Origin of the sequence: Mycobacterium kyorinense (genome assembly GCF_001672775.1) — a bacterium.
In the GTDB taxonomy this organism is placed as follows: Bacteria; Actinomycetota; Actinomycetes; order Mycobacteriales; family Mycobacteriaceae; genus Mycobacterium; species Mycobacterium kyorinense_A.
Genome location: NZ_LZKJ01000133.1, coordinates 38,392 through 60,877 on the forward strand (window position 1 = coordinate 38,392; position 22,486 = coordinate 60,877).

Sequence of the window (22,486 nt, forward strand, 5' to 3'; positions counted from 1 at the left end):
CCTACCGGCCGCTGCTCAGCGCACTACTTTGCCCAGGGTGCGCAGGTTGCGGGTGGTGGTCGACGATTTGTAGCGCTTCTTGCCCATCGTCTTGCCGATCGTGCTGCCCAGCGTTTCGCCTTTGGGCACCTGCCAATAGACGACGTCATCGCCGCGAGCGATGTTGTCACCCGGCCCGGGTTCCAGCGCGCAGAGTTCGTCGAGCACCGCGCCGTCGGTGACGAAGGTGACGTAGGAGTGGTATCCGTCCACTTCGGCCTCGAACGGATAAGCGTTGACGATGGCACGCACGGTATCGACCTCGTAGAGCAGCACCCAGGCGTCGTAGCCGAATCTCTGTCGCAGCGCGCGCTCGGCGGTCGCGCGAACCGTGCCCGCATCATCGGGTGACTCCAACAGCACGTTGCCGCTGGCCAATACGGTGCGCACATTGTGCAAGCCGGCGTCGGTCAACGCAGCCGCCACCTCGGCCATCTTCAGGTTGACGCCGCCGACGTTCACGCCGCGCAGGAATGCCGCATATCTGGTCATCCGGCCGCCTCGAAAAGCCCGCGATCGCAAGGATGGACGGCCACCATGTCGCGATGGTAACCGAGTAAGCTTCCTGCATGGGGCGCCAAGTGTTCGACGACAAGCTGCTGGCGGTGATCGCCGACAACTCCCTCGGTGTGCTGGCCACCGTCAAACGCGACGGGCGTCCACAGCTGTCCAACGTGCAGTACTACTTCGACGCCCGCCGCAACGCCATTCAGGTCCCGATCACCGAGCCACGGGCAAAAACACGCAACTTGCGGCGCGACCCGCGGGCTTCGCTTCTGGTCAGCTCCGACGATGGCTGGTCGTATGCGGTGGCCGAGGGCACCGCGGAACTGACCCCGCCGGCGGGCGCCCCCGACGACGACACCGTCGCGGCGCTGATCGCCTTGTACCGCAACATCGCAGGCGAACACCCGGACTGGGACGAGTACCGCCAGGCGATGGTCACCGACCGGCGCGTGGTGCTGACCATGCCGATCGCCCACGTGTACGGCATGCCGCCGGGAATGCGGTAGTCGCGCAGGCTCGTCGCGGCTAGGCTGCCGTGCATGGCAGCATCCAACTCCGAGCCGGATTCGACGTCGGAGGACGAAACCAAGCGCAAGTTCCGCGAAGCCCTGGACCGCAAGAAGGCGAAGTCAGCAGGCGGGTCGGCGCACAAGGACGGCGGCGCCAAACAGTCGCGAGCACACGGTCCCCTCGAAAGTCGCCGCGAATTCCGCCGTAAGAGCGGATAATTACTGCGTCACAAGGTTTTTTGCTGCCGCGCGGTCGCTATCCGCCAGGATTATCGACGCCCTCGACGCGGTGCTACCGGCGCGGCTTTAAACTGTGCGAGTGCCCAACCTGCAGCTTGCCCAAGACCCGGCCGCCGACGCGCTGCTGACGGCCAACCCGTTCGCGCTACTCGTCGGCATGCTGCTCGACCAGCAGGTGACGATCGAAACCGCATTCGCGGGCCCCAAGAAGATCGCCGACCGGATCGGTAGTCTCGACGCCGCCGAGATCGCCGATTACGACCCGGACAAGTTCGCCGCCCTGTGCTCGGAAAGGCCTGCGATACACCGTTTTCCGGGATCGATGGCCAAGCGCATCCAGGCGCTGGCGCAGATCATCGTGGATCGCTACCAGGGTGACGCCACCGCGTTGTGGACGGCCGGCGACCCGGACGGGGCGGAGTTGCTGCGTCGGCTCAAGGCGCTACCCGGTTTCGGCGAGCAGAAAGCACGCATCTTTCTGGCGCTGCTCGGCAAGCAATACGGCGTGACCCCGACCGGATGGCGGGCGGCGGCCGGCGAGTACGGCAAGGCCGGTACACACATGTCGGTTGCCGACATCGTCGACGCCCGGTCACTCGACCAGGTGCGGTCCTACAAGAAGCGGATGAAGGGAAAGGCGGCAACGTGAAGACACATCTGACGTGTCCATGCGGAGAGGCCATCGTCGGCAAGGACGAAGACGAACTGGTCGAACTGACCCAGGCGCACCTTGCCAGCGTTCATCCCGGTCTGGAGTATGACCGCGACGCGATCCTGTTCATGGCCTACTGACGGCTGAGCTCCGGCGCGAGCGTGCGTGTCTGTACAGCGACACGCCGAGACAACCGTACAACTGCGCCCGCTCGCGCGAGATCTGCGCGCGCGAGATCTGAGCCGCCCTACGGCACCACCGTCGAACCGATGGTGGGCATGAACTGGCACTGCTTGTCCTTGGTGGTGACCTGCCCGAAGATGGTCGACATGATGCTGCCCGAACCGGTGTCGGCGATCGCGGTCAACGTAGTCGGCCCCTCGGGGTTGATGTCTGCCTGCGGCTTGAGCGTGGCACTGCCCGACTTGCCGGTGGTCAGGTTGACCCAGGTGACATTCAGCGGCAGCTTCTGCACGTCCGCGGGTCCGGGCGTGCCTACCGCGGTGAACACGTAGGCGGTCTGGCCGGGTTTCGGGCCCGGTGTCGGGATCTTGGCCGGTCCCGCGACCGACAGGGCGGTCGCGATGGCATTGCCGCCGTCGGCCAGGCAGTTGGTGCCGATCGAGGGATACATGAAGTCCTGCGTGGGCGGAGTGTCGGGGTTGTACGCCGGGGCCGCGGTAGGCGCCGGCGCCTCGGCCGACGGCGCCGGTGCGCCGGCGGGCGGTGCCGGAGCAGGCACCGGTGCGGCGACGGGCGCGATGGCCGGGGCTGATGCCGGCGCGGCGACGGGGCCCGGGCCGGCGGCGTGCGCAGGGTCGATACCGGTGGGCAGATGTGCCTGCAAGCCCGGTTCCACACCGACCGGCGGAATATGCGCCGTTGGGTCCTGCACGAACTGATTCACCGACGACGCAACGTTTTTCGATTCCGTGGGCACCGAGGGATTGTGCGAAAACGCCGACGCCGCGGCCATCAGCAGCTGCGACGCCTGCTGCGGGTCGCCGGCAGCCTGCTGGATGATCGGACTCAGCTGGTTGAGCGCCGGCAGGCCGGGCAACTGCTGAGACGGCAGCGGTGGCGTCGGCGCCGGGTCGGCAGCCGCGTTCGGGCAGAGCCCGAACATAGTGGTTGAGGCGATGGCCCCAGCGGCCAAACCAATGGTCAGTTTCGAAGTGCGTGCCACGGTGTTCTCCCGATCCTCGGTTGTGGGGTTAGCCGGCCAACGTGGGTTGGCCGGCTAACCGTGCGTGTCAGGGCAGGGCGGAGAGCGGTATCAGCAGCGGATTGCTCGGCGCGGTAGCCGCCGGAGCCGACACCGCGGGCGTGCCCGCTTGCATACCGTGCGGAACCGGGAGGCCACCGGGAGCCAGCGACGCCAGGTCGCCGGGCAGCGACACCTGCTGCGGCAGCGGCACCGGCAGGAACGGCACCTGCGGCATATCCAGCTGCGCTGTCGGCATCAGCTGCGCAGGGCTGGCCGGCGCCGCGGGCGCCGTCGGCGTGAGCCCCGGGATGCCGGTGGACGCTCCTGGAGCGGTCGCCGGGGTGCCCGTAGTGGTGCCGGGCAGAAGCGAGTTCACGCCGGGCACGCTCGACGCCGCATTGGGCGCGCCGCCGGGCTGCTGCGGCGCCCTGATCGTGGCGCCCGCCAGCGGCGGCGGAGTGGACGGCGCCGGCGGGGTGGCGCCGAGCGCCGTCGCCAGGGTCTGCAGCATCTGCGGTGCATGAGTTGCCGTGTTGACGAGCTGCTCCCCGATGTTGGGAGCCGGCACTGGCACGGCTGGGTCGGCGTGGGCGATACCGCCGGCCAGCAACGCGGCCGACCCGCCGGCGACGACGGCGGCCGCGCGTAACAACGTCCAAATGGTCATGGTTCTCCCTGGTTTCGACGACTGGTCGACGCCGATCGTTCGCGTGATGCCAAAGTGACTCAAGTGACACGTGTGGCGGTTATTCGATCGTTACGCACCCGAGCGGTTGCGGTTATCCGGCCAGCTGGTGCTGACGGTTCGACAGCGCCGTCGCTAGAGTCGGGCGGATAGACACGACCCCGGCCGCCCCGGCGGCACCGACTATCCGCCGGCGCGCGATCTCGTTGACCACTGTCGCGCCGGCGCTGTTGATCGTGAGCGTCGCCGCACGGCTGGCCTGGACCTATCTGGTGCCCAACGGCGCCAACTTCGTCGACCTGCACGTCTACATCGGCGGCGCAGCCGCCATCGACCACCCGGGCACGCTGTACAGCTACGTCTACGCCGACCAGACCCCGGATTTCCCGCTGCCGTTCACCTATCCACCATTCGCCGCGGTCGTGTTCTACCCGCTGCACCTACTGCCGTTCGGACTGGTCGCGTTCTTCTGGCAGCTCGGCACCATGGCCGCCCTCTACGGCGTGGTGCGGATCAGCCAGCGGTTGCTCGGCGTGCCGGCCGGTGCAGGGCATCGTGTCGCGATGTGCTGGACCGCGGTCGCCATCTGGATCGAACCGTTGCGCAGCACCTTCGACTACGGACAGGTCAACGTGCTGTTGGTGCTGGCCGGCCTGCTCGCGGTCTACACCACGCGGTGGTGGCTGTCGGGCCTGCTGGTTGGGGTGGCCGCGGGAGTGAAGCTGACCCCGGCGATCACCGGCCTGTACTTCGTCGGAGTCCGGCGGTGGGGCGCGGCGGTGTTCTCGGCGGTCGTGTTTGTCGCCACTGTGGCCGTGTCCTGGCTGGTCGTCGGCGATCAAACTCGCTACTACTTCACCGTTTTGCTGCGCGACACCCGGCGGGTCGGGCCGATCGCGACGTCGTTCAACCAATCGTGGCGGGGCGCCATCTCACGTCTCGTCGGCCACGACGCCGGCTACGGCCCGCTGGTGTTGGCCGGGCTCGCCGTCACCGCCTTGCTGGCCATCCTGGCGTGGCGAGCGCTGAACGACGACCGGCTCGGCCGACTGCTGGTGGTCGAGTTGTTCGGGTTGCTGCTCTCGCCGATTTCCTGGACCCATCACTGGGTGTGGCTGGTGCCGTTGATGATCTGGCTGATCCACGGGCCGCTCTGCCGGCAGCGCGGCGCCCGGCTGCTCGGATGGGGCTGGCTGGTACTGACCCTCATCGGCGTGCCGTGGCTGCTGAGCTTCGCCCAGCCGACGATCTGGCAAAGCGACCGGCCCTGGTATCTGGCCTGGGCCGGGCTGGTCTACATCGTCGCCACGCTGGCGACGCTGGCGTGGGTCGTCGCGGCCGGCCGCCGAAGCGAGCCTCACGCTGGCGTGACACTCGGCGAGCAGGGTCACGCTGGCGTGACGCTCGCCGAGCCGGGTCGGGTTACTCGCCGATAATTCCGTTGATGTCGCGAGCCATCGCGATGTCGTTCTGCGTGATCCCGCCTTCGGAATGCGTCACCAACGCGAAAGACACGGTACGCCAACGGATATCGATATCGGGATGGTGATCTTTGGACTCAGCGTGCTCGGCGACTCGGCGTACGGCGTCGATGCCGGCGAGAAACGCCGGAAACTTGACCGACCGCCGCAGGGCACCGTCGGAACGTTGCCAGCCAGTGAGTTCGGGCAGTGCGGCGTCGACTTGCTCATCGGTTAACACAGCCATACTTCCGACGGTATACCGTCACTCGCGATGTCGCACCAGATCGTGGTCGCCGGGGCCGTCATCTCGGATGCGACGCTGCTGGTAGCCCAGCGCTGGCGGCCGCCCGAACTGGCCGGCCGGTGGGAGTTGCCCGGCGGCAAGGTGACGGACGGTGAAACCGAGCCCGACGCGCTGGCCCGGGAACTGGCCGAGGAACTGGGCGTCGAGGCGGACGCCGTCGCGGTCGGCCAACGCCTGGGCGCCGACATCGCCCTGAACGCCACGACCACGCTGCGCGCATATCGCGTCAGTCTGCTGCGCGGCGAACCCCATCCGCACGACCATCGCGCGCTGCGTTGGGTGACCGCAGTCGAGTTGCCCGGCATCGACTGGGTCCCCGCCGATCGGCAGTGGTTACCGGCGTTGATTCGGGTGCTCGAAGGGCACTGAAGGGGTCTGGCCGGGCTCGGCAAAGAGCTGCCCCGAAACGCGCACAGCCGTTTGCCAGGAAAGCCACAGAACTGTCGAAGGAACGCGTCGTAATCGGGTTTTTACAAAGCTAAACGGGATATTAACGTGCGCCTGTCATGCTGCTGCCAGCCTGAATGGTTTCGTGTAACCCGTGGATATGGCGTTTTCGGTCGACAACGGTGGGCGCCGGGTCGGCCACCGGGCACCGCCTATCAACAACCCGCCGGTTGTCGGCGTGCTCGGCGCGCTCGCGAGCACTTATGCTTATGAGCGGTTGCTGACCAGCGCGTGGGCCGCCGATGGTGATGGCCTCGTCGGCGCTGGTCGAACGGGTCGGCGAGATCGCCGTCGGGGCGCTGGCCAATCCCAAATACGCGGCGCTGGGGCTGCCCGCATACGGCACTGATGAGGAGGTCTTCGCGTTGACTGTGACGCCGCGAGTCGGAGGTCCTCTCGAGGAGTTGTTGGAGCGCAGCGGTCGCTTCTTCACACCCGGTGACTTCTCCGCGGACCTGCGCACGGTCACCCGCCGGGGCGGCCGGGAGGCCGACGTGTTCTATCGCGACCGGTGGAGCCACGACAAGGTGGTGCGTTCGACGCACGGGGTCAACTGCACCGGGTCGTGCTCGTGGAAGATCTACGTCAAAGACGGCATCATCACCTGGGAAACGCAGCAGACCGACTACCCGTCGGTAGGCCCGGATCGGCCGGAGTACGAGCCCCGCGGCTGTCCCCGTGGCGCGTCGTTTTCCTGGTACAGCTATTCCCCGACCCGGGTGCGCTACCCGTATGCGCGCGGTGTGCTGGTCGAGATGTTCCGGGAAGCCAAGTCTCGGCTCGGCGACCCGGTACTTGCCTGGGCCGACATCCAGGCCGATCCCGAGCGCCGTCGCCGCTACCAGCAGGCCCGCGGCAAAGGCGGGTTGGTGCGGGTCAGCTGGGCTGAAGCCACCGAGATGATCGCCGCCGCGCACGTGCACACCATCAAGGAATACGGTCCCGACCGCGTCGCCGGGTTCTCGCCGATCCCGGCGATGTCGATGGTGTCGTTCGCCGCGGGGTCGCGGTTCGTCGAGCTGCTCGGCGGTGTGATGACGTCGTTTTACGACTGGTACGCCGACCTTCCGGTGGCTTCGCCGCAGGTGTTCGGCGACCAGACCGACGTGCCGGAATCCGGCGACTGGTGGGATGCGGCATACCTGGTGATGTGGGGCTCCAACGTCCCGATCACCCGCACCCCGGACGCGCACTGGATGGCCGAGGCGCGTTACCGCGGCACCAAAGTGGTGACGGTCAGCCCCGACTACGCCGACAACACCAAGTTCGCCGACGAGTGGATGCCGTGCGCGGCCGGTACCGACGCGGCGCTGGCGATGGCGATGGGCCACGTGATCCTGTCCGAATGCTATGTGCAAAAACAGGTTCCGTTCTTCATCGACTATTCGCGCCGCTACACCGACTTGCCGTTCTTGATCAAGCTGGAGGAGCGCGGCGACACGCTGGTGCCGGGCAAGAACCTGACGGCCGCCGATATCGGTCAGCATGTCGAAAACTCAGCGTTCAAACCGGTTTTGCTCGACGAGGTCACCGACACCGTCGTCGTGCCGCACGGGTCGCTGGGTTTCCGCTATGGCGAAGAGGGCGTCGGCAAGTGGAATCTCGACCTCGGTGACGTGGTGCCGGCCCTGAGCGTGGATCGTCCACACGCTCTGAACGGTGATCGCACCAGCGCGCTGGTCTCACTGCCCAGTTTTGACACCACCGACGGCCACGGTGAGATGGTGGCGCGCGGCGTGCCGGTGCGACGGGTGGGAAACCACCTGGTGTGCACGGTCTTTGACCTGATGCTGGCCCACTACGCGGTGGCACGGCCGGGACTGCCGGGAGAATGGCCGACCGGCTACGACGACGCCACCATCCAGAACACGCCGGCCTGGCAGGAGCCGATCACTGGGGTGTCGGCCGCGCAGGCTGTTCGGGTCGCCCGTGAATTCGCGCGCAGCGCAGAGGAATCCGGTGGACGCTCGATGATCATCATGGGCGGCGGCATCTGCCACTGGTTCCACAGTGACGCCATCTACCGATCCGTGCTGGCGCTGCTGATGCTGACCGGGTCGATGGGACGCAACGGCGGTGGCTGGGCCCACTATGTCGGCCAGGAGAAGGTGCGTCCGCTGACCGGCTGGCAGACGATGGCGATGGCCACCGACTGGTCGCGCCCGCCGCGACAGGTGCCCGGCGCCTCCTACTGGTATGCCCACACCGACCAATGGCGTTACGACAACTACGGCGCCGACAAACTGTCCAGCCCCGTGGGCCGGGGCCGATTCGCCGACAAGCACACGATGGACGTGTTGAGCTCGGCGACGGCGATGGGCTGGAGCCCGTTCTACCCGCAGTTCGACCGGTCCAGCCTCGACGTCGCCGACGAAGCACGGGCCGCCGGGAAGGATCCCGGCGAGTACGTGGCCGAGCAGCTGGCCCAGCGGAAGCTGAAGCTCTCGGTCACCGACCCGGACAATCCGGTGAACTGGCCACGGGTGCTCACCGTGTGGCGGGCCAACCTGATCGGCTCGTCGGGTAAGGGCGGCGAGTACTTCCTGCGCCACCTGCTGGGCACCGACTCCAACGTGCTGGCCGATGCGCCGAGCGACGACATCCCCGAGGGCAAGCTCGACCTGATGATGTCGATCGACTTCCGGATGACGTCGACAACGCTGGTCTCCGACGTGGTGCTGCCGGCGGCCACCTGGTACGAGAAGGCCGACATATCCAGCACCGACATGCACCCCTACGTGCATGCTTTCAGTGCCGCGGTCGACCCGCCATGGGAAACCCGCAGCGACTACGACGCTTTCGGCGCAATCGCCCGCACCTTCAGCACGCTGGCCAAGCGGCATCTGGGCACCCGCAGCGACGTGGTGCTCACCGCACTGCAGCATGACACCGCGGACGCGATGGCCTATCCCGATGGCACCGAACGTGATTGGCTGCAAACCGGTGAGACGCCGGTACCGGGCAAGACCATGGGCAAGCTCACGGTGGTGGAGCGCGACTACACCGCGATCTACGACAAGTGGACGACGCTGGGCCCGCTGGTCGACAAGTTCGGCTTGACGGTGAAGGGATACACCGTGCATCCCTTCGAGGAGGTCAAGCAACTGGCCGCCAAATTCGGTGTGATGAATTCCGGTGCGGGAGCGGGCCGTCCGGCGATCACCAAAGCCGATCGGATGGTCGACGTGATCCTGGCGCTGTCTGGGACATCCAATGGCCGGCTCGCCGTCGAGGGCTTCCGGGAACTGGAGAAGCGCACCGGCCAGCAGTTGGCCCACTTGGCCGAAGGCAGCGAGGAGCGCCGAATCACCTACGCCGACACGCAGGCCCGTCCCGTCCCGGTGATCACCAGCCCGGAGTGGTCCGGCAGCGAGACCGGCGGCCGTCGCTACGCGCCGTTCACGATCAACATCGAACACCTCAAGCCGTTCCACACGCTGACCGGGCGGATGCACTTCTATCTGGCGCATGACTGGATCGAGGAGCTGGGCGAGCATTTGCCGGTGTACCGCCCGCCGCTGGACATGGCGCGGCTGTTCGGCGCCCCCGAGCTCGGCCCGACGGATGATGGCATCGGCCTGACCGTGCGGTATCTGACCCCGCACTCCAAGTGGTCGTTCCATTCGACGTATCAGGACAACCTGTACATGCTGTCGCTGTCGCGCGGTGGCCCAACCATGTGGATGAGTCCGGCTGACGCAGCCAAAATCAGTGTGCGGGACAATGATTGGGTCGAGGCGGTCAACGCCAACGGTGTCTTCGTGTGCCGCGCGATCGTGTCGCACCGGATGCCCGACGGCGTGGTGTTCGTCTACCACGTGCAGGAACGCACCGTCGACGTTCCGCGCACCGAGACCACCGGCAAGCGTGGCGGTAACCACAACGCGCTGACTCGGGTGCGAATCAAGGCGAGTCATCTGGCCGGCGGCTACGGCCAGCATGCGTTCGCGTTCAACTACCTGGGCCCGACCGGCAACCAGCGCGACGAGGTGACCGTGGTGCGCCGACGCAGCCAGGAGGTGAAGTACCAGTGAAGGTAATGGCGCAGATGGCGATGGTGATGAACCTCGACAAATGCATTGGCTGCCATACCTGTTCGGTGACCTGTAAGCAGGCCTGGACGAACCGATCCGGCACCGAATACGTCTGGTTCAACAACGTCGAAACCCGCCCCGGCGTGGGCTACCCCCGCACGTATGAGGATCAGGACCGCTGGCGCGGCGGCTGGATCCGCGACAAGAAGGGCCGGCTGCGGCTACGCGACGGCGGCCGCATTCACAAGCTGTTGCGGATCTTCGCCAACCCGAAACTGCCCGGCATCGGCGACTACTACGAGCCGTGGACCTACGACTACGAAAACCTCACGTCGGCGCCGCTGGGCGACACCTTCCCGGTTGCGCAACCGCGCAGCCAGATCAGCGGCGAACCGATGAAGATCGAGTGGGGCGTCAACTGGGACGACAACCTCGCCGGCTCAACGGAAACGCTGCGCGACGACCCGGTGCTGAAGAAGGTCAGCGACGAGATCAAGCTCAAGCTCGAAGAAACCTTCATGTTCTACCTGCCGCGGATCTGCGAGCACTGCCTCAACCCGTCGTGCGTGGCGTCCTGCCCGTCGGGCGCGATGTACAAGCGCAGCGAGGACGGCATCGTGCTGGTCGACCAGGACCGCTGCCGCGGCTGGCGGATGTGCGTGTCGGGATGCCCCTACAAGAAGGTGTATTTCAACCACAAGACAGGCAAGGCCGAAAAGTGCACGTTCTGCTATCCGCGCATCGAGGTCGGGTTGCCCACGATCTGCTCGGAAACCTGCGTGGGGCGGCTGCGCTATCTGGGGCTGGTGCTCTACGACGCCGACCGGGTGCTGGAGGCGGCGTCGGTGGAGCGGGATACCGATCTCTACGAGGCGCAGCGGCGAATCCTGCTGGACCCCAACGATCCCGAGGTCATCACCGCTGCGCGCAGCGAAGGTATCTCCGACGAGTGGATCGAGGCCGCGCAGCGGTCGCCGATTTACGCGCTGATCAACACCTACAAGGTGGCGCTGCCGTTGCATCCGGAATACCGCACCATGCCGATGGTGTGGTACATCCCGCCGCTGTCTCCGGTGGTCGATGCCGTCAGCCGCGACGGACACGACGGCGAAGACGTCGGCAACCTGTTCGGCGCTATCGAAGCGCTGCGCATCCCGATTCAGTACCTGGCCGAGCTGTTCACCGCCGGCGACACCCAAGTCGTCGACGAGGTGCTGCAGCGGCTGGCCGCGATGCGGTCCTATATGCGTGACATCAATCTCGGACGCGAGACCCAGCCCCACATCCCGGCGGCAGTCGGGATGACCGAGGAACAGATCTACGAAATGTATCGGCTGCTGGCCATCGCGAAATACGAAGAACGCTATGTGATCCCGACCGCCTACACCGGCGACATCCCCGCGGCGGCGCACGACATGGAATGTTCGTTGTCGGGTGACGGCGGCCCGGGAATGTACGAGGGCGGTCCGTTCGCCCAACCCGGCGATGGCCCGGTGCCCGTCGCGGTGGAATCGTTCCATGCAACGCGTCCGCGATCGCAGGTGAACCTGCTGAATTGGGACGGCAAAGATGCGTCGCCGCAACTGTTCCCCGAAGAGCAGAAGCAATGAAGCTGCTGACCAGATCACGCGGGCCGGCTCTTACCGATCGATTGATCTGGCAGGCGGCCTCGCTGCTGCTGGCCTATCCCGACGAACAGCGCGACGAGCGCCTCGACACCGCTGAGGCGCTGCTGGGCCATGTCGACGGGACCGCGGCGCAGTTGCTGAGGCGCACCGTCGCGGCGTTGCGAGCCACCGATGCGTTGACCGCGGCCACCGAGTACGTCGAAACCTTTGATATGCGCCGACGTTCGACGATGTACCTGACGTACTGGACCGCCGGAGACACCCGCAACCGCGGCCGCGAAATGCTGGCGTTCGCCAGCGCCTACCGGCAGTCGGGGGTGGAGCCGCCGCGCAGCGAGGCCCCCGACCACCTGCCGGTCGTGCTCGAATTCGCCGCCACCGTCGACCCCGAAGCAGGCCGCCGGCTGCTAATCGAGCACCGGATACCGATCGACGTGCTGTTGGGCGCGTTGACCCGCGCGCAGTCCCCGTACGCCCACGCCGTCGCCGCGGTGTGTGAAACGCTGCCGCCGGTCACCGACCAGGAAGTGCAGCGGGCGCACCGGCTGGCCGAAGCGGGACCGCCCGCCGAATCCGTTGGACTGCAACCCTTCACATTGACCGTGCCACCGCGACGCGAAGGAGGCGGCTGAGTTGGACCGCGCCGCAATTTTCTGGGACATCTCGCCGTATGTCACCTTGGCGATCCTGATCGTGGGCACCTGGTGGCGCTACCGCTATGACAAGTTCGGCTGGACGTCACGCTCGTCGCAGCTCTACGAGTCGCGGCTGCTGCAGATCGCCAGCCCGATCTTTCATTTCGGCATCCTGACGGTTTTCGCCGGGCACGTCATCGGTTTGGTCGTCCCGCCGACGGCAACCAAAGCATTGGGGGTCGGCGAGGAGACCTACCACGTCCAGGCGGTCGTATTCGGGCTTATCGCCGGGCTGTCGACATTGGCCGGCATCGGGCTGCTCATCTACCGCCGCACCACCCGCGGGCCGGTGCGGATGGCCACCGCCCGCAGCGACAAAGTGATGTACGTGGTGCTGATGCTGGCCCTCGTCGTCGGCTTGTACTGCACCTTGCAGGGCACCGGAATCGAAGGCCATGCCCACGTGTACCACTACCGCAACACCGTCGGCGTATGGTTCCGCGGCATCTTCATCTTCCGGCCGGGCGGAGAGAACATGGTCGGCGCACCGCTGGACTACCAACTGCACGCAGCCATCGGGATGGTGCTGTTCTGTTTGTGGCCGTTCACCCGATTGGTCCACGCGTTCAGCGCACCGATCGGATATTTGTTCCGGCCCTACGTGGTCTACCGCAGCCGCGACGCGGTTCGCACCCGCGACGCGGGCGACAAGAACGAACTGGTGGGGTCGGCGCCCCGTCGCCGCGGCTGGTAGGCCGACGATCGTCATATCGTGGCAGACATGGGTCTGCCCGATGACGTCTACGCACGGTTGTTGCGGCTGCGGACCGATTTGCGCCGCTTCGAGCGGTGGAGCGCCGAGCAGGCCCGCGCGGCCGGTCTGACGCCCATGCAGCACCAGTTGCTGCTCGCCATCCGTGGACACGCCGACCGCCGTGGACCCACGATCGGGGAAGTCGCCGATTACCTGCTGCTCCGCCATCACAGCGCCGGCGAACTGACCCAGCGAGCCGAGGCCGCGGGGCTGGTCCGGCGCGTCCGCGACAGCGACGATCACCGGGTGATCCGGCTACAGCTGACCGACGCGGGCTCCGGTCGGCTGGAAGCGCTGACCGCGATACACCTCGAAGAGCTGGAACGGCTCAGCATCGCCTCGCTGGGGCGCTGAGCGCTCGAAACCGCGGTGACGGGGGCCACAGGCTGGGCTGCTCGATTTCCGCCAGCGGCCCCCACACTGCCAGAATCACCCGGTGCAGTTCCGTAACGTCGCCATCGTCGCGCACGTCGACCACGGCAAAACCACGCTGGTCGACGCGATGCTGCGGCAGTCCGGCGCGCTGCACGAACGCGGCGACGATGCCAAAGACCGCATCATGGATACCGGCGACCTGGAGCGGGAAAAGGGCATCACGATCCTGGCCAAGAACACCGCCGTGCACCGCCATCACAGCGACGGCAGCGTCACCGTGATCAACGTCATCGACACGCCGGGCCACGCGGACTTCGGCGGCGAGGTCGAACGCGGGCTGTCGATGGTCGACGGCGTGCTGCTGTTGGTCGACGCGTCGGAGGGGCCGCTGCCGCAGACCCGCTTCGTGCTGCGCAAGGCGCTGGCCGCGCACCTGCCGGTGATCCTCGTCGTCAACAAAACCGACCGGCCCGACGCGCGCATCGCCGAAGTCGTCGACGCCAGCCACGACCTGCTGCTCGACGTCGCCGCCGATTTGGACGACGAAGCCGCCAAGGCCGCCGAAGAAGCCCTCGGCTTGCCGACGCTGTATGCGTCCGGCCGTGCCGGGGTGGCCAGCACGGTGCAACCCGACGACGGCCAGGTACCCGACGGCGACAACCTCGACCCGCTGTTCGACGTTCTGCTGCAACACATTCCACCACCCACCGGCAACCCGGATGCCCCGCTGCAGGCGCTGGTGACCAACCTCGACGCGTCGGCGTTCTTGGGCCGGCTCGCGCTGATCCGGATCTACAACGGCCGGCTACGCAAGGGCCACCAGGTGGCGTGGCTGCGCGAGGTCGACGGTGAGCCCGTCGTCGCGTCCGCGAAGATCACCGAGCTGCTGGCCACCGAGGGCGTCGAGCGGTCACCGACCGAGGAAGCCACCGCGGGCGATATCGTCGCGGTTGCCGGCATCCCGGAGATCATGATCGGCGATACCCTGGCCGACCCCGCGAACCCTATTGCGCTGCCGCGGATTACCGTCGACGAGCCGGCGATCTCGGTGACCGTCGGCACCAACACCTCGCCGTTGGCGGGCAAGGTGGCCGGGCACAAGCTGACCGCGCGGATGGTCAAATCGCGGCTGGACACCGAGCTGGTCGGCAATGTGTCGATCCGGGTGCTCGACATCGGCCGGCCCGACGCCTGGGAAGTCCAGGGCCGCGGCGAGTTGGCGCTGGCGGTGCTGGTCGAGCAGATGCGCCGAGAGGGTTTCGAGCTGACCGTCGGCAAGCCCCAGGTGGTGACCAAAACCATCGACGGCAAACTGCACGAGCCGTTCGAGGCGCTCACCGTCGATTGCCCCGAAGAGTACGTCGGCGCGATCACCCAGTTGATGGCGGCCCGTAAGGGGCGGATGGCCGAGATGGCCAACCACGCAACCGGTTGGGTGCGAATGGATTTCGTGGTCCCCAGCCGCGGCCTGATCGGGTGGCGCACCGATTTCCTCACCGAGACCCGCGGCACCGGCATCGGCAACGCGGTGTTCGACGGCTACAAGCCGTGGGCCGGTGAGATCCGGTCCCGGCACACCGGCTCACTGGTCTCCGACCGGTCCGGGGTCATCACCCCGTTCGCGTTGATTCAGCTGGCCGATCGCGGGCAGTTCTTCGTCGAACCCGGACAGGACACCTACGAGGGCATGGTTGTCGGCATCAACCCGCGCGCCGAGGATCTCGACATCAACGTCACCCGGGAGAAGAAGCTCACCAACATGCGGTCGTCGACCGCCGACGTGATCGAAACGCTGGCCAAGCCCATCGAACTCGACCTCGAGCAGGCCATGGAGTTCTGTGCGAGCGACGAGTGCGTCGAGGTGACGCCGGAGGTGGTGCGGGTGCGCAAGGTGGAACTCGACGCCACCAGCCGGGCCCGCAGCCGCGCCCGCGCCAAGGCCCGGGCCTGACCGTCAATCGTCGCCGAACGTGAAGTCATTGCGAAGAATCGCCGGGAATCTCGCAGCAGCTTCACGCGCGGCGCAAGCCGATACCCTGTTGGGCGTGCCGAAACCAGCCCGTCGCGCCCGCCTGGCGATCGCCGCGCTGGTAATCGTGCTGGCCAGCTGCACCGTGAGCCCACCGCCGGCGCCGCAGAGCACCGAGACGTCGAAGAGCGCTTTGCCGCCGCCCCCGCGCGTCACGCAGATCATCATGGGTATCGACTCGATCGGCGCGGGGTTCAACCCGCACCTGCTGTCGGATCTGTCGGCGGTCAACGCCGCGATCAGCGCACTGGTACTGCCGAGTGCCTTTCGGCCGGTGCCCGACCCCAACACCCCGACCGGGTCGCGCTGGGAGATGGATCCGACGCTGCTGGTGTCGGCCGAGGTGACCAGCGAAGACCCCTTCACCGTCACCTACAAGATCCGGCCGGAGGCACAGTGGACCGATAACGCGCCGATTGCCGCCGACGACTTCTGGTATCTGTGGCGGCAGATGGTCGGCCAGCCCGGTGTGGTGGATCCGGCCGGCTACGACCTGATCACCGGTGTGCAGTCGATCTACGGCGGCAAGCAGGCCGTCGTCACGTTCGCCCAGCCGTATCCGGCGTGGAAGGAGTTGTTCAGCAACATCCTGCCCGCCCACATCGTCAAGGATGTGCCAGGCGGCTTCCCGGCCGGGCTGGTACGCGCGCTACCGGTGACCGGCGGCCAGTTCCGGGTGGAAACCATCGATCCGCAGCGCGACGAGATCCTGCTCGCCCGCAACGACCGCTATTGGGGGCCGCCGGCCAAACCCGACCTGATCCTGTTCCGGCGGGCCGGTGCGCCCGCTGCGCTGGCCGACTCCATCCGCAACGGCGACACGCAGGTGGCTCAGGTGCACGGCGGGTCGGCGGCGTTCGCGCAACTGTCGGCGATCCCGGATGTGCGGACCGCCCGGATCGTGACGCCGCGCGTCATGCAGCTCACGTTGCGCGCCAATGTGCCCAAGCTGGCCGATTCCCAAGTGCGCAAGGCGATTCTGGGCCTGCTCGACGTCGACCTGCTGGCCGCGGTGGGGGCCGGCAGCGACAACACCGTCACCCTGGATCAGGCGCAGATCCGCTCGCCCAGCGACCCCGGCTACGTGCCGACGGCGCCGCCGGCAATGAGCAATGCCGCGGCGTTGGGGCTGCTGCAGAGCGCCGGGTACCAGATCGAAAGCGACGCGTCAGCGGCCGTGCCGCCGCCGGACGCGGATTCGCCGACCACACCGCTGAGCGCCGGGCCGCCGGAGGTCACCCGCGGCCGGGTCAGCAAGGACGGCAAGCAGCTGTCACTGGTTATCGGGGTGGCCTCCAACGACCCGACGTCGGTGGCCGTGGCCAACACCGCCGCCGACCAGCTACGCAACGTCGGCATCGCCGCGACGGTGCTGGGGCTGGATCCGGTGGCGCTCTACCGCGAGGCGTTGGTCGACAACCGGGTGGACGCCATTGTCGGGTGGCGTCAGGCCGGCGGGAATTTGGCGACGCTGCTGGCCTCGCGGTATGGCTGCCCTGCCCTGGAGGCGACGGCGGTGTCGACTGCGGCGGCGCCGACGGCCAACGCTGACGAGTCCACGACAGCCAAGGCGGCGCCGGGGACCCCGACGCCGACGCCGACGACACCGAGTCGGGCGCCGGAGCCGGGCGCACTGGTGCAGGCGCCGTCGAACATCACCGGGATCTGCGACCGCAGCATCCAGTCCAACATCGACGCCGCGCTCAACGGCACCAAGAACATCAACGACGTGATCAATGCGGTCGAGCCGCGGCTGTGGAACATGTCTGCGGTGCTGCCGATCCTTCAGGACACCACGATCGTCGCAGCCGGACCCAGCGTGCAAAACGTGAGCCTGTCCGGTTCGGTGCCGGTGGGAATCGTCGGCGACGCCGGCGAGTGGGTGAAAAAACCCCAATAATCCTGTACCACAGGGTTATTCGCTACGCAGCGGCATCACGGTATCGACGATCCGCATCAGCTGGCGCTTGTTCGGCGGAGCACCGGTGAGCAGCAGATGATGGTTGATCAACGCCGGTCCGACGCGGGCCGTCAGCGGCGTGAGCGTGTCTGGGTCGACGTCGCCGTTGCGTTCGCCGGCCCGCAGAATGGATTCGATGATCTGCAGCCGGGGCTCCACAACGGCGTCGGCGAAGATGGCCCGCAGTTCGGGTTCGTGAATGAGCTGGCCGATGATGGCCAGGCTGGGAAACGCCGTCTTACCCGCCAGCACGTCGCAATGCGCGGTGAAGACCGCCAGCAGGTTCTCGCGTGCCGACCGGTCCGGGCGCGGCTCGGCCAGCGGCGGCAACGCGTACTGCATCGCGGCCTGCACCAAGTCATGTTTGTTGGACCAGCGTCGATACAGCGCGGCCTTGCCGGTCCGGGCGCGCGCGGCGATGCCTTCCATCGTCAGCCCGCCGTAGCCGACCGCCGCCAGCTCGGCCAGTGCCGCGTCGTACAACGCGCGCTCGAGTTCTCGGCCACGCCGCCGGCTGCGGACGGCGACGGGCTGCTGAACCATGCTCTGATAGTAGTCACCAGCGTTTCTCAGCGGCGCCAGTAGGTTCGGCTGTCCATGCGGCCCAACCATTTCCGCGATTCCACCGCGGGCTTACACGGCCGGCGCGTCGGCAGCGTCTACTACATATTCACGACGCGGCGCTCCGTGGGTATCGTGCGTGCATGCAGGAGACGCCGCGGCTGCTGTTCGTGCATGCCCACCCCGACGACGAAAGCCTCACCACCGGCGCCACGATCGCCCACTACGCGGCTCGAGGAGCGCAGGTCCATGTCGTCACATGCACGCTGGGCGAGGAGGGCGAAGTCATCGGCGAGCGCTGGGCCCACCTCGCCGTCGACCACGCCGACCAACTCGGTGGCTACCGCATCGGCGAGCTCACCGCGGCGCTGCAGGCCCTGGGCGTCGGCGCGCCGATCTTTCTCGGCGGCGCGGGACGCTGGCGTGATTCGGGCATGGCCGGGACCGCGCCGCGGCACTGGCAACGGTTCATCGACGCCGACGAACGCGAGTCGGTCGGTGCGCTGGTCACGCTCATTCGCCAACTGCGCCCACACGTCGTGGTGACCTACGACCCCAACGGTGGCTATGGGCACCCCGACCACGTCCACGTCCATGTCGTCACCACCGCGGCCGTGCGGGCCGCCGCCACCGCGGACTATGGCGGCACCCCCTGGTCCGTTCCGAAGGTGTACTGGACGGTGCTGGCCAAGAGCGCCATCGCGGCGGGAGTCGCCGCACTCGAGCCCGACGATTTGCGACCCGAATGGGCCGTGCCGACAAACAGCGATGAATTTGACGCGCTCGTCTACTCCGACGACCAGATCGACGCCGTCGTCGATGCCCATGACGCGCTGCCCGCCAAGCGAGCTGCGCTGGCCGCGCACGCCACCCAGGTCACCGTCGGGCCCACCGGGCGGGCATGCGCGCTGTCGAACAACCTGGCGCTGCCCGTTTTGGGGCAGGAGCACTACGTTCTGGCCGCCGGCACCGCGGGAGACCGCGACGAGCGCGGCTGGGAAACCGACCTGCTGGCCGGACTTTCAGTGAGCGAGACGGCCACGCGGTAGGCTTTCCGGCGAGGCCGCCGCGGAAGGAACTGAGATGGATCCCGACCTGGACTACAACCAGCAGCACTGGCAGGACCGGCTCGACAGCTTCCAGTGGGTGATCGGTTCGCTGGTCGCTCAGCTGGATAGCGTTCCCACCTGATCGCTACCGAGCCCAGCGCCGGTCCCACGGAGGACACCGGCGCGACGGATCCCGCTATCCGGATTGTCGTCCTGACGCTGCTGGCCGTCGACGGCGTCCTCTCCGCAATCGTCGGGGCGCTGCTGCTGCCCGCCTATATCGGCTCGATCCCGTTTCCCATCAGCGCATTGATCAGTGGTCTGGTCAATGCCGCTCTGGTGTGGGCGGCCCGCCGGTGGACCAAGTCGGCGCAGGTAGCGGCATTGCCGCTGTGGATGTGGTTGTTGACGGTCGCGGCGATGTCGTTGGGCGGCCCCGGGGACGATTGCATTCTGGACACCTGCACCGGGAGGTTCGTGCGCCCGCTGCTGCTGATTGTGCTGGGTGTGCTGCCGCCGGGCTGGGTGCTGTGGCGACAGCGAACTGGTCGCTCAGGGGACCAGACTTAGCGGCGCCGGCTGCCGCTACTGTTGCGCGTATGGCATATGCCGCGGTCTCGGATTGCTGGGCGTGGATGAAATCCGGCCGGAGGGAAGTTACACCACCGTGCCGCTGATCTCCGGCGACGAGCCGACCGTGCTGCCCAGTCCCGTAGTGCCGCCGAAATCGAGCGCGTCTGCGCTGCGCCGCGTGTTGCGGCGGGCGCGCGACGGGGTGGCGCTGAACGTCGACGAAGTGGCCATCGCGATGACCGCCCGCGGTGAGGATCTGGCTGAGTTGTGCCGCAGCGCGGCGCGGGTACGCGACGCGGGCTTGCAATCGGCAGGGCGACGCGGTGCGCACGGCCGGCTGCCGGTCAGCTACTCACGCAAGGTGTTCATTCCGGTCACGCATCTGTGCCGAGACACCTGCCATTACTGCACATTCGTGACTGTGCCGGGCAAGCTGCGGGCGCACGGCGCCGGCATGTATCTGGAGCCCGACGAGATTCTCGACATCGCTCGCCGCGGCGGCGAACTGGGTTGCAAAGAAGCACTATTCACCCTCGGCGACCGCCCCGAGCAGCGCTGGCAGGAGGCGCGTCAGTGGCTCGACGAACGCGGGTATGACAGCACGCTGTCCTATGTGCGGGCGATGGCGATCCGGGTGCTGGAGGAAACGGGGCTGCTGCCGCATCTGAATCCGGGCGTCATGAGCTGGTCAGAGCTGTCCCGGCTGAAGCCGGTAGCGCCGTCGATGGGCATGATGCTGGAGACGACGTCGCGGCGGCTGTTCGAAACGCGGGGGCTGGCCCATTACGGCAGCCCCGACAAAGATCCGGTGGTCCGGCTGCGCACGCTGACTGACGCCGGCCGGCTGTCGATTCCGTTCACCACCGGTCTGCTGGTGGGCATCGGCGAGACACTGGTCGAGCGCGCCGACACCTTGCACGCGATCCGCAAGTCGCACAAGGAGTTCGGCCATATCCAAGAAGTGATCGTGCAGAACTTCCGGGCCAAGGAACACACCGCGATGGCGTTGGCGCCCGACGCGGGCATCGAAGACTTCTTGGCCACCGTGGCGGTCGCCCGGCTGGTGCTCGGACCGGGTATGCGGATCCAGGCGCCGCCGAACCTGGTGTCGCGGGCCGAATGCCTGGCTCTGCTCGCCGCGGGTGTCGACGACTGGGGTGGCGTCTCCCCGCTGACCCCCGACCACGTCAACCCGGAGCGGCCCTGGCCTGCTCTGGACGAGCTCGCCGCCGTCACCGCCGAAGCCGGTTACGACCTGGTGGAGCGGCTGACCGCGCAGCCCAAATACATCCAGGCCGGCGCGGCGTGGATCGATCCCCGGGTTCGTGGACACGTTGCGGCGCTGGCCGATTCAGATACCGGACTGGCCCGCGACCTCAAGCCGGCCGGCATGCCGTGGCAGGAGCCCGACGACGTGGGATCCTCGGGCCGGGTGGATTTGAACGCGGCGATCGACAGCGAGGGCCGCAACACCGAGGCCCGCAGTGACCTCGACAGCGCGTTCGGCGATTGGGATGCAATCCGTGCGCATGTGGACGAGCTGGCTGCCCGCGCGCCCGAGCGCATCGACACCGACGTGCTGGCCGCCCTGCGCGCTGCCGAGCGCGATCCTGCCGGTTGCACCGACGCCGAGTATCTGGCGCTGGCGAATGCCGACGGCCCCGCCTTGGATGCTGTTGCCGCACTGGCAGATTCGCTGCGTCGCGACGCCGTCGGCGACGACGTGACGTTCGTGGTGAACCGCAATATCAACTTCACCAACATCTGCTACACCGGGTGCCGGTTCTGCGCGTTCGCCCAGCGCAAGGGCGACGCCGATGCCTATTCGCTGTCGACGGCCGAGGTCGCCGACCGGGCCTGGGAGGCCCACGTCGCGGGCGCCACCGAAGTGTGCATGCAGGGCGGTATCGACCCCGAGCTGCCGGTCACCGGCTACGCCGACCTGGTGCGGGCCGTCAAAGCGCGGGTGCCCTCGATGCACGTGCATGCGTTCTCGCCGATGGAGATCGCCAACGGGGTGACCAAGAGCGGGCTTTCGACCAAGGAGTGGCTGATCAGTCTGCGGGAGGCCGGCCTGGACACCATTCCGGGGACGGCCGCCGAGATCCTCGACGACGACGTGCGCTGGGTGCTCACCAAGGGAAAGTTGCCGACCTCGGAGTGGATCGACATCGTGACGACCGCCCATCAGGTGGGGCTGCGATCGTCGTCGACGATGATGTACGGCCACGTCGACAATCCCCGGCATTGGATCGCACACCTGAATGTGTTGCGCGACATCCAAGATCGGACCGGCGGCTTCACCGAGTTCGTACCGCTGCCGTTCGTGCATCAGAGTTCGCCGTTGTATCTGGCGGGCGCGGCGCGGCCCGGGCCCAGCCATCGGGACAACCGCGCTGTGCATGCGCTGGCCCGAATCATGCTGCACGGTCGTATTTCTCACATCCAAACCAGCTGGGTGAAGCTTGGTGTGGAGCGCACGCAGGTCATGCTCAACGGCGGTGCCAACGACCTGGGCGGCACGCTGATGGAGGAGACCATCTCGCGGATGGCCGGCTCGGAATACGGGTCGGCGAAAACCGTGTCAGAGCTAGAGGCGATCGCCGAGGGCATCGGCCGCCCCGCCCGCCAGCGCACCACGACGTACCTCCCCGTTTCCGCGCACCTCCCCGTTTCTGCGCGAGCGTGCGTGTCCCCGGGCGACACGCCGGGCTGAGGGCCGGGAACACGCACGCTCGCGCCAGACGGGACGCACGCTCGCGCAAGACGGGAACA

The 22,486-nt window shown here is 67.4% G+C and carries 20 protein-coding genes and 1 pseudogene; 16 read left to right on the forward strand and 5 right to left on the reverse strand.

Features of this window, described 5'->3' with window-relative positions:
- Positions 1-15: 15 nt before the first annotated feature.
- The gene (locus A5707_RS14540) at positions 16-531 is read right to left on the reverse strand and encodes a DUF1697 domain-containing protein (protein WP_065015165.1); all 516 of its coding nucleotides are present in this window, start codon (positions 529-531) and stop codon (positions 16-18) included.
- A gap of 77 nt (positions 532-608) precedes the next feature.
- On the opposite strand from A5707_RS14540, the gene A5707_RS14545 reads away from it, so the two are divergent.
- From A5707_RS14545 to A5707_RS14560, 4 genes are all read left to right on the forward strand, one after another.
- Positions 609-1,052 carry a PPOX class F420-dependent oxidoreductase gene (locus tag A5707_RS14545; RefSeq protein ID WP_065015166.1) on the forward strand — a complete coding sequence of 148 codons (444 nt, stop codon included), beginning with the start codon at positions 609-611 and terminating at the stop codon, positions 1,050-1,052.
- Between the two features lie 33 nt (positions 1,053-1,085).
- Entirely contained in the window at positions 1,086-1,274 is a 189-nt protein-coding gene (locus A5707_RS14550; protein ID WP_065015167.1) for a DUF5302 domain-containing protein, read from the forward strand.
- A gap of 100 nt (positions 1,275-1,374) precedes the next feature.
- Positions 1,375-1,944, forward strand: a complete 570-nt coding sequence (locus tag A5707_RS14555) for an HhH-GPD-type base excision DNA repair protein (RefSeq protein ID WP_065015168.1) — start codon at positions 1,375-1,377, stop codon at positions 1,942-1,944.
- Positions 1,941-2,087, forward strand: coding sequence for a hypothetical protein (locus A5707_RS14560; protein ID WP_007169078.1), 147 nt, complete (start codon positions 1,941-1,943; stop codon positions 2,085-2,087). The genes A5707_RS14555 and A5707_RS14560 overlap by 4 nt, the downstream gene beginning before the upstream one ends.
- Positions 2,088-2,194: 107 nt before the next feature.
- Here the strand turns inward: A5707_RS14560 and A5707_RS14565 are convergent, their stop codons facing one another.
- Both A5707_RS14565 and A5707_RS14570 read right to left on the reverse strand, forming a co-directional pair.
- Positions 2,195-3,133, reverse strand: coding sequence for a hypothetical protein (locus tag A5707_RS14565; protein ID WP_065015169.1), 939 nt, complete (start codon positions 3,131-3,133; stop codon positions 2,195-2,197).
- A 67-nt stretch (positions 3,134-3,200) separates the two neighbouring features.
- The gene (locus A5707_RS14570; RefSeq protein WP_065015170.1) at positions 3,201-3,821 is read right to left on the reverse strand and encodes a hypothetical protein; all 621 of its coding nucleotides are present in this window, start codon (positions 3,819-3,821) and stop codon (positions 3,201-3,203) included.
- Positions 3,822-3,964: 143 nt separating this feature from the next.
- On the opposite strand from A5707_RS14570, the pseudogene A5707_RS14575 reads away from it, so the two are divergent.
- Positions 3,965-5,275, forward strand: a pseudogene (locus A5707_RS14575) (mannosyltransferase); the annotation flags it as partial.
- On the opposite strand, the gene A5707_RS14580 reads toward A5707_RS14575, so the two are convergent.
- Entirely contained in the window at positions 5,262-5,546 is a 285-nt protein-coding gene (locus tag A5707_RS14580; protein WP_065015171.1) for a 4a-hydroxytetrahydrobiopterin dehydratase, read from the reverse strand. The pseudogene A5707_RS14575 and the gene A5707_RS14580 sit on opposite strands and share 14 nt — an antisense overlap.
- A 27-nt stretch (positions 5,547-5,573) precedes the next feature.
- On the opposite strand from A5707_RS14580, the gene A5707_RS14585 reads away from it, so the two are divergent.
- The 8 genes from A5707_RS14585 to A5707_RS14620 all read left to right on the forward strand — a co-directional run bounded on the left by A5707_RS14585 (position 5,574) and on the right by A5707_RS14620 (position 17,468).
- Positions 5,574-5,975, forward strand: a complete 402-nt coding sequence (locus A5707_RS14585; RefSeq protein ID WP_065015172.1) for a (deoxy)nucleoside triphosphate pyrophosphohydrolase — start codon at positions 5,574-5,576, stop codon at positions 5,973-5,975.
- A gap of 443 nt (positions 5,976-6,418) precedes the next feature.
- Complete coding sequence (locus tag A5707_RS14590) at positions 6,419-10,087, forward strand: nitrate reductase subunit alpha (protein WP_065015207.1); 3,669 nt, start codon at positions 6,419-6,421, stop codon at positions 10,085-10,087.
- Positions 10,084-11,697 (forward strand): nitrate reductase subunit beta, encoded by a 1,614-nt coding sequence (gene narH, locus A5707_RS14595; protein ID WP_065015173.1) that lies wholly within the window; start codon positions 10,084-10,086, stop codon positions 11,695-11,697. The genes A5707_RS14590 and narH overlap by 4 nt, the downstream gene beginning before the upstream one ends.
- Positions 11,694-12,347, forward strand: a complete 654-nt coding sequence (gene narJ / locus A5707_RS14600) for a nitrate reductase molybdenum cofactor assembly chaperone (RefSeq protein WP_065015174.1) — start codon at positions 11,694-11,696, stop codon at positions 12,345-12,347. The genes narH and narJ overlap by 4 nt, the downstream gene beginning before the upstream one ends.
- Before the next feature lies 1 nt (position 12,348).
- Positions 12,349-13,104, forward strand: a complete 756-nt coding sequence (narI, locus tag A5707_RS14605; protein ID WP_065015175.1) for a respiratory nitrate reductase subunit gamma — start codon at positions 12,349-12,351, stop codon at positions 13,102-13,104.
- Between the two features lie 27 nt (positions 13,105-13,131).
- A complete protein-coding gene (locus A5707_RS14610) occupies positions 13,132-13,518 on the forward strand; it encodes a MarR family winged helix-turn-helix transcriptional regulator (protein WP_065015176.1) in 387 nt (128 codons plus the stop codon).
- An 82-nt stretch (positions 13,519-13,600) separates the two neighbouring features.
- Complete coding sequence (gene typA, locus A5707_RS14615; protein ID WP_065015177.1) at positions 13,601-15,490, forward strand: translational GTPase TypA; 1,890 nt, start codon at positions 13,601-13,603, stop codon at positions 15,488-15,490.
- Between the two features lie 88 nt (positions 15,491-15,578).
- Positions 15,579-17,468: an ABC transporter family substrate-binding protein gene (locus A5707_RS14620; RefSeq protein ID WP_065015208.1), complete on the forward strand. Its 1,890-nt coding sequence runs from the start codon at positions 15,579-15,581 to the stop codon at positions 17,466-17,468.
- A 15-nt stretch (positions 17,469-17,483) separates the two neighbouring features.
- Here A5707_RS14620 and A5707_RS14625 read toward each other — a convergent pair whose 3' ends face one another.
- A complete protein-coding gene (locus tag A5707_RS14625) occupies positions 17,484-18,071 on the reverse strand; it encodes a TetR/AcrR family transcriptional regulator (RefSeq protein WP_065015178.1) in 588 nt (195 codons plus the stop codon).
- A gap of 161 nt (positions 18,072-18,232) precedes the next feature.
- Here A5707_RS14625 and mshB point away from each other — a divergent pair, with 161 nt between their 5' ends.
- The 3 genes from mshB to A5707_RS14640 all read left to right on the forward strand — a co-directional run bounded on the left by mshB (position 18,233) and on the right by A5707_RS14640 (position 22,427).
- Complete coding sequence (gene mshB / locus A5707_RS14630) at positions 18,233-19,138, forward strand: N-acetyl-1-D-myo-inositol-2-amino-2-deoxy-alpha-D-glucopyranoside deacetylase (RefSeq protein WP_065015179.1); 906 nt, start codon at positions 18,233-18,235, stop codon at positions 19,136-19,138.
- A gap of 141 nt (positions 19,139-19,279) precedes the next feature.
- Positions 19,280-19,708, forward strand: a complete 429-nt coding sequence (locus A5707_RS14635) for a hypothetical protein (protein WP_065015180.1) — start codon at positions 19,280-19,282, stop codon at positions 19,706-19,708.
- 97 nt (positions 19,709-19,805) lie between these two features.
- Positions 19,806-22,427, forward strand: coding sequence for a bifunctional FO biosynthesis protein CofGH (locus tag A5707_RS14640; protein WP_065015209.1), 2,622 nt, complete (start codon positions 19,806-19,808; stop codon positions 22,425-22,427).
- Positions 22,428-22,486 lie beyond the last annotated feature (59 nt).

What these genes read in the sequence shown, in the direction of transcription:
- A5707_RS14540 (WP_065015165.1), bottom strand. Translation starts at nt 531, where the DNA reads ATGACCAGATATGCGGCATTCCTGCGCGGCGTGAACGTCGGCGGCGTC.
- A5707_RS14545 (WP_065015166.1), top strand. Translation starts at nt 609, where the DNA reads ATGGGGCGCCAAGTGTTCGACGACAAGCTGCTGGCGGTGATCGCCGAC.
- A5707_RS14550 (WP_065015167.1), top strand. Translation starts at nt 1,086, where the DNA reads ATGGCAGCATCCAACTCCGAGCCGGATTCGACGTCGGAGGACGAAACC.
- A5707_RS14570 (WP_065015170.1), bottom strand. Translation starts at nt 3,821, where the DNA reads ATGACCATTTGGACGTTGTTACGCGCGGCCGCCGTCGTCGCCGGCGGG.
- A5707_RS14580 (WP_065015171.1), bottom strand. Translation starts at nt 5,546, where the DNA reads ATGGCTGTGTTAACCGATGAGCAAGTCGACGCCGCACTGCCCGAACTC.
- A5707_RS14585 (WP_065015172.1), top strand. Translation starts at nt 5,574, where the DNA reads ATGTCGCACCAGATCGTGGTCGCCGGGGCCGTCATCTCGGATGCGACG.
- narJ (WP_065015174.1), top strand. Translation starts at nt 11,694, where the DNA reads ATGAAGCTGCTGACCAGATCACGCGGGCCGGCTCTTACCGATCGATTG.
- A5707_RS14610 (WP_065015176.1), top strand. Translation starts at nt 13,132, where the DNA reads ATGGGTCTGCCCGATGACGTCTACGCACGGTTGTTGCGGCTGCGGACC.
- A5707_RS14625 (WP_065015178.1), bottom strand. Translation starts at nt 18,071, where the DNA reads ATGGTTCAGCAGCCCGTCGCCGTCCGCAGCCGGCGGCGTGGCCGAGAA.
- mshB (WP_065015179.1), top strand. Translation starts at nt 18,233, where the DNA reads ATGCAGGAGACGCCGCGGCTGCTGTTCGTGCATGCCCACCCCGACGAC.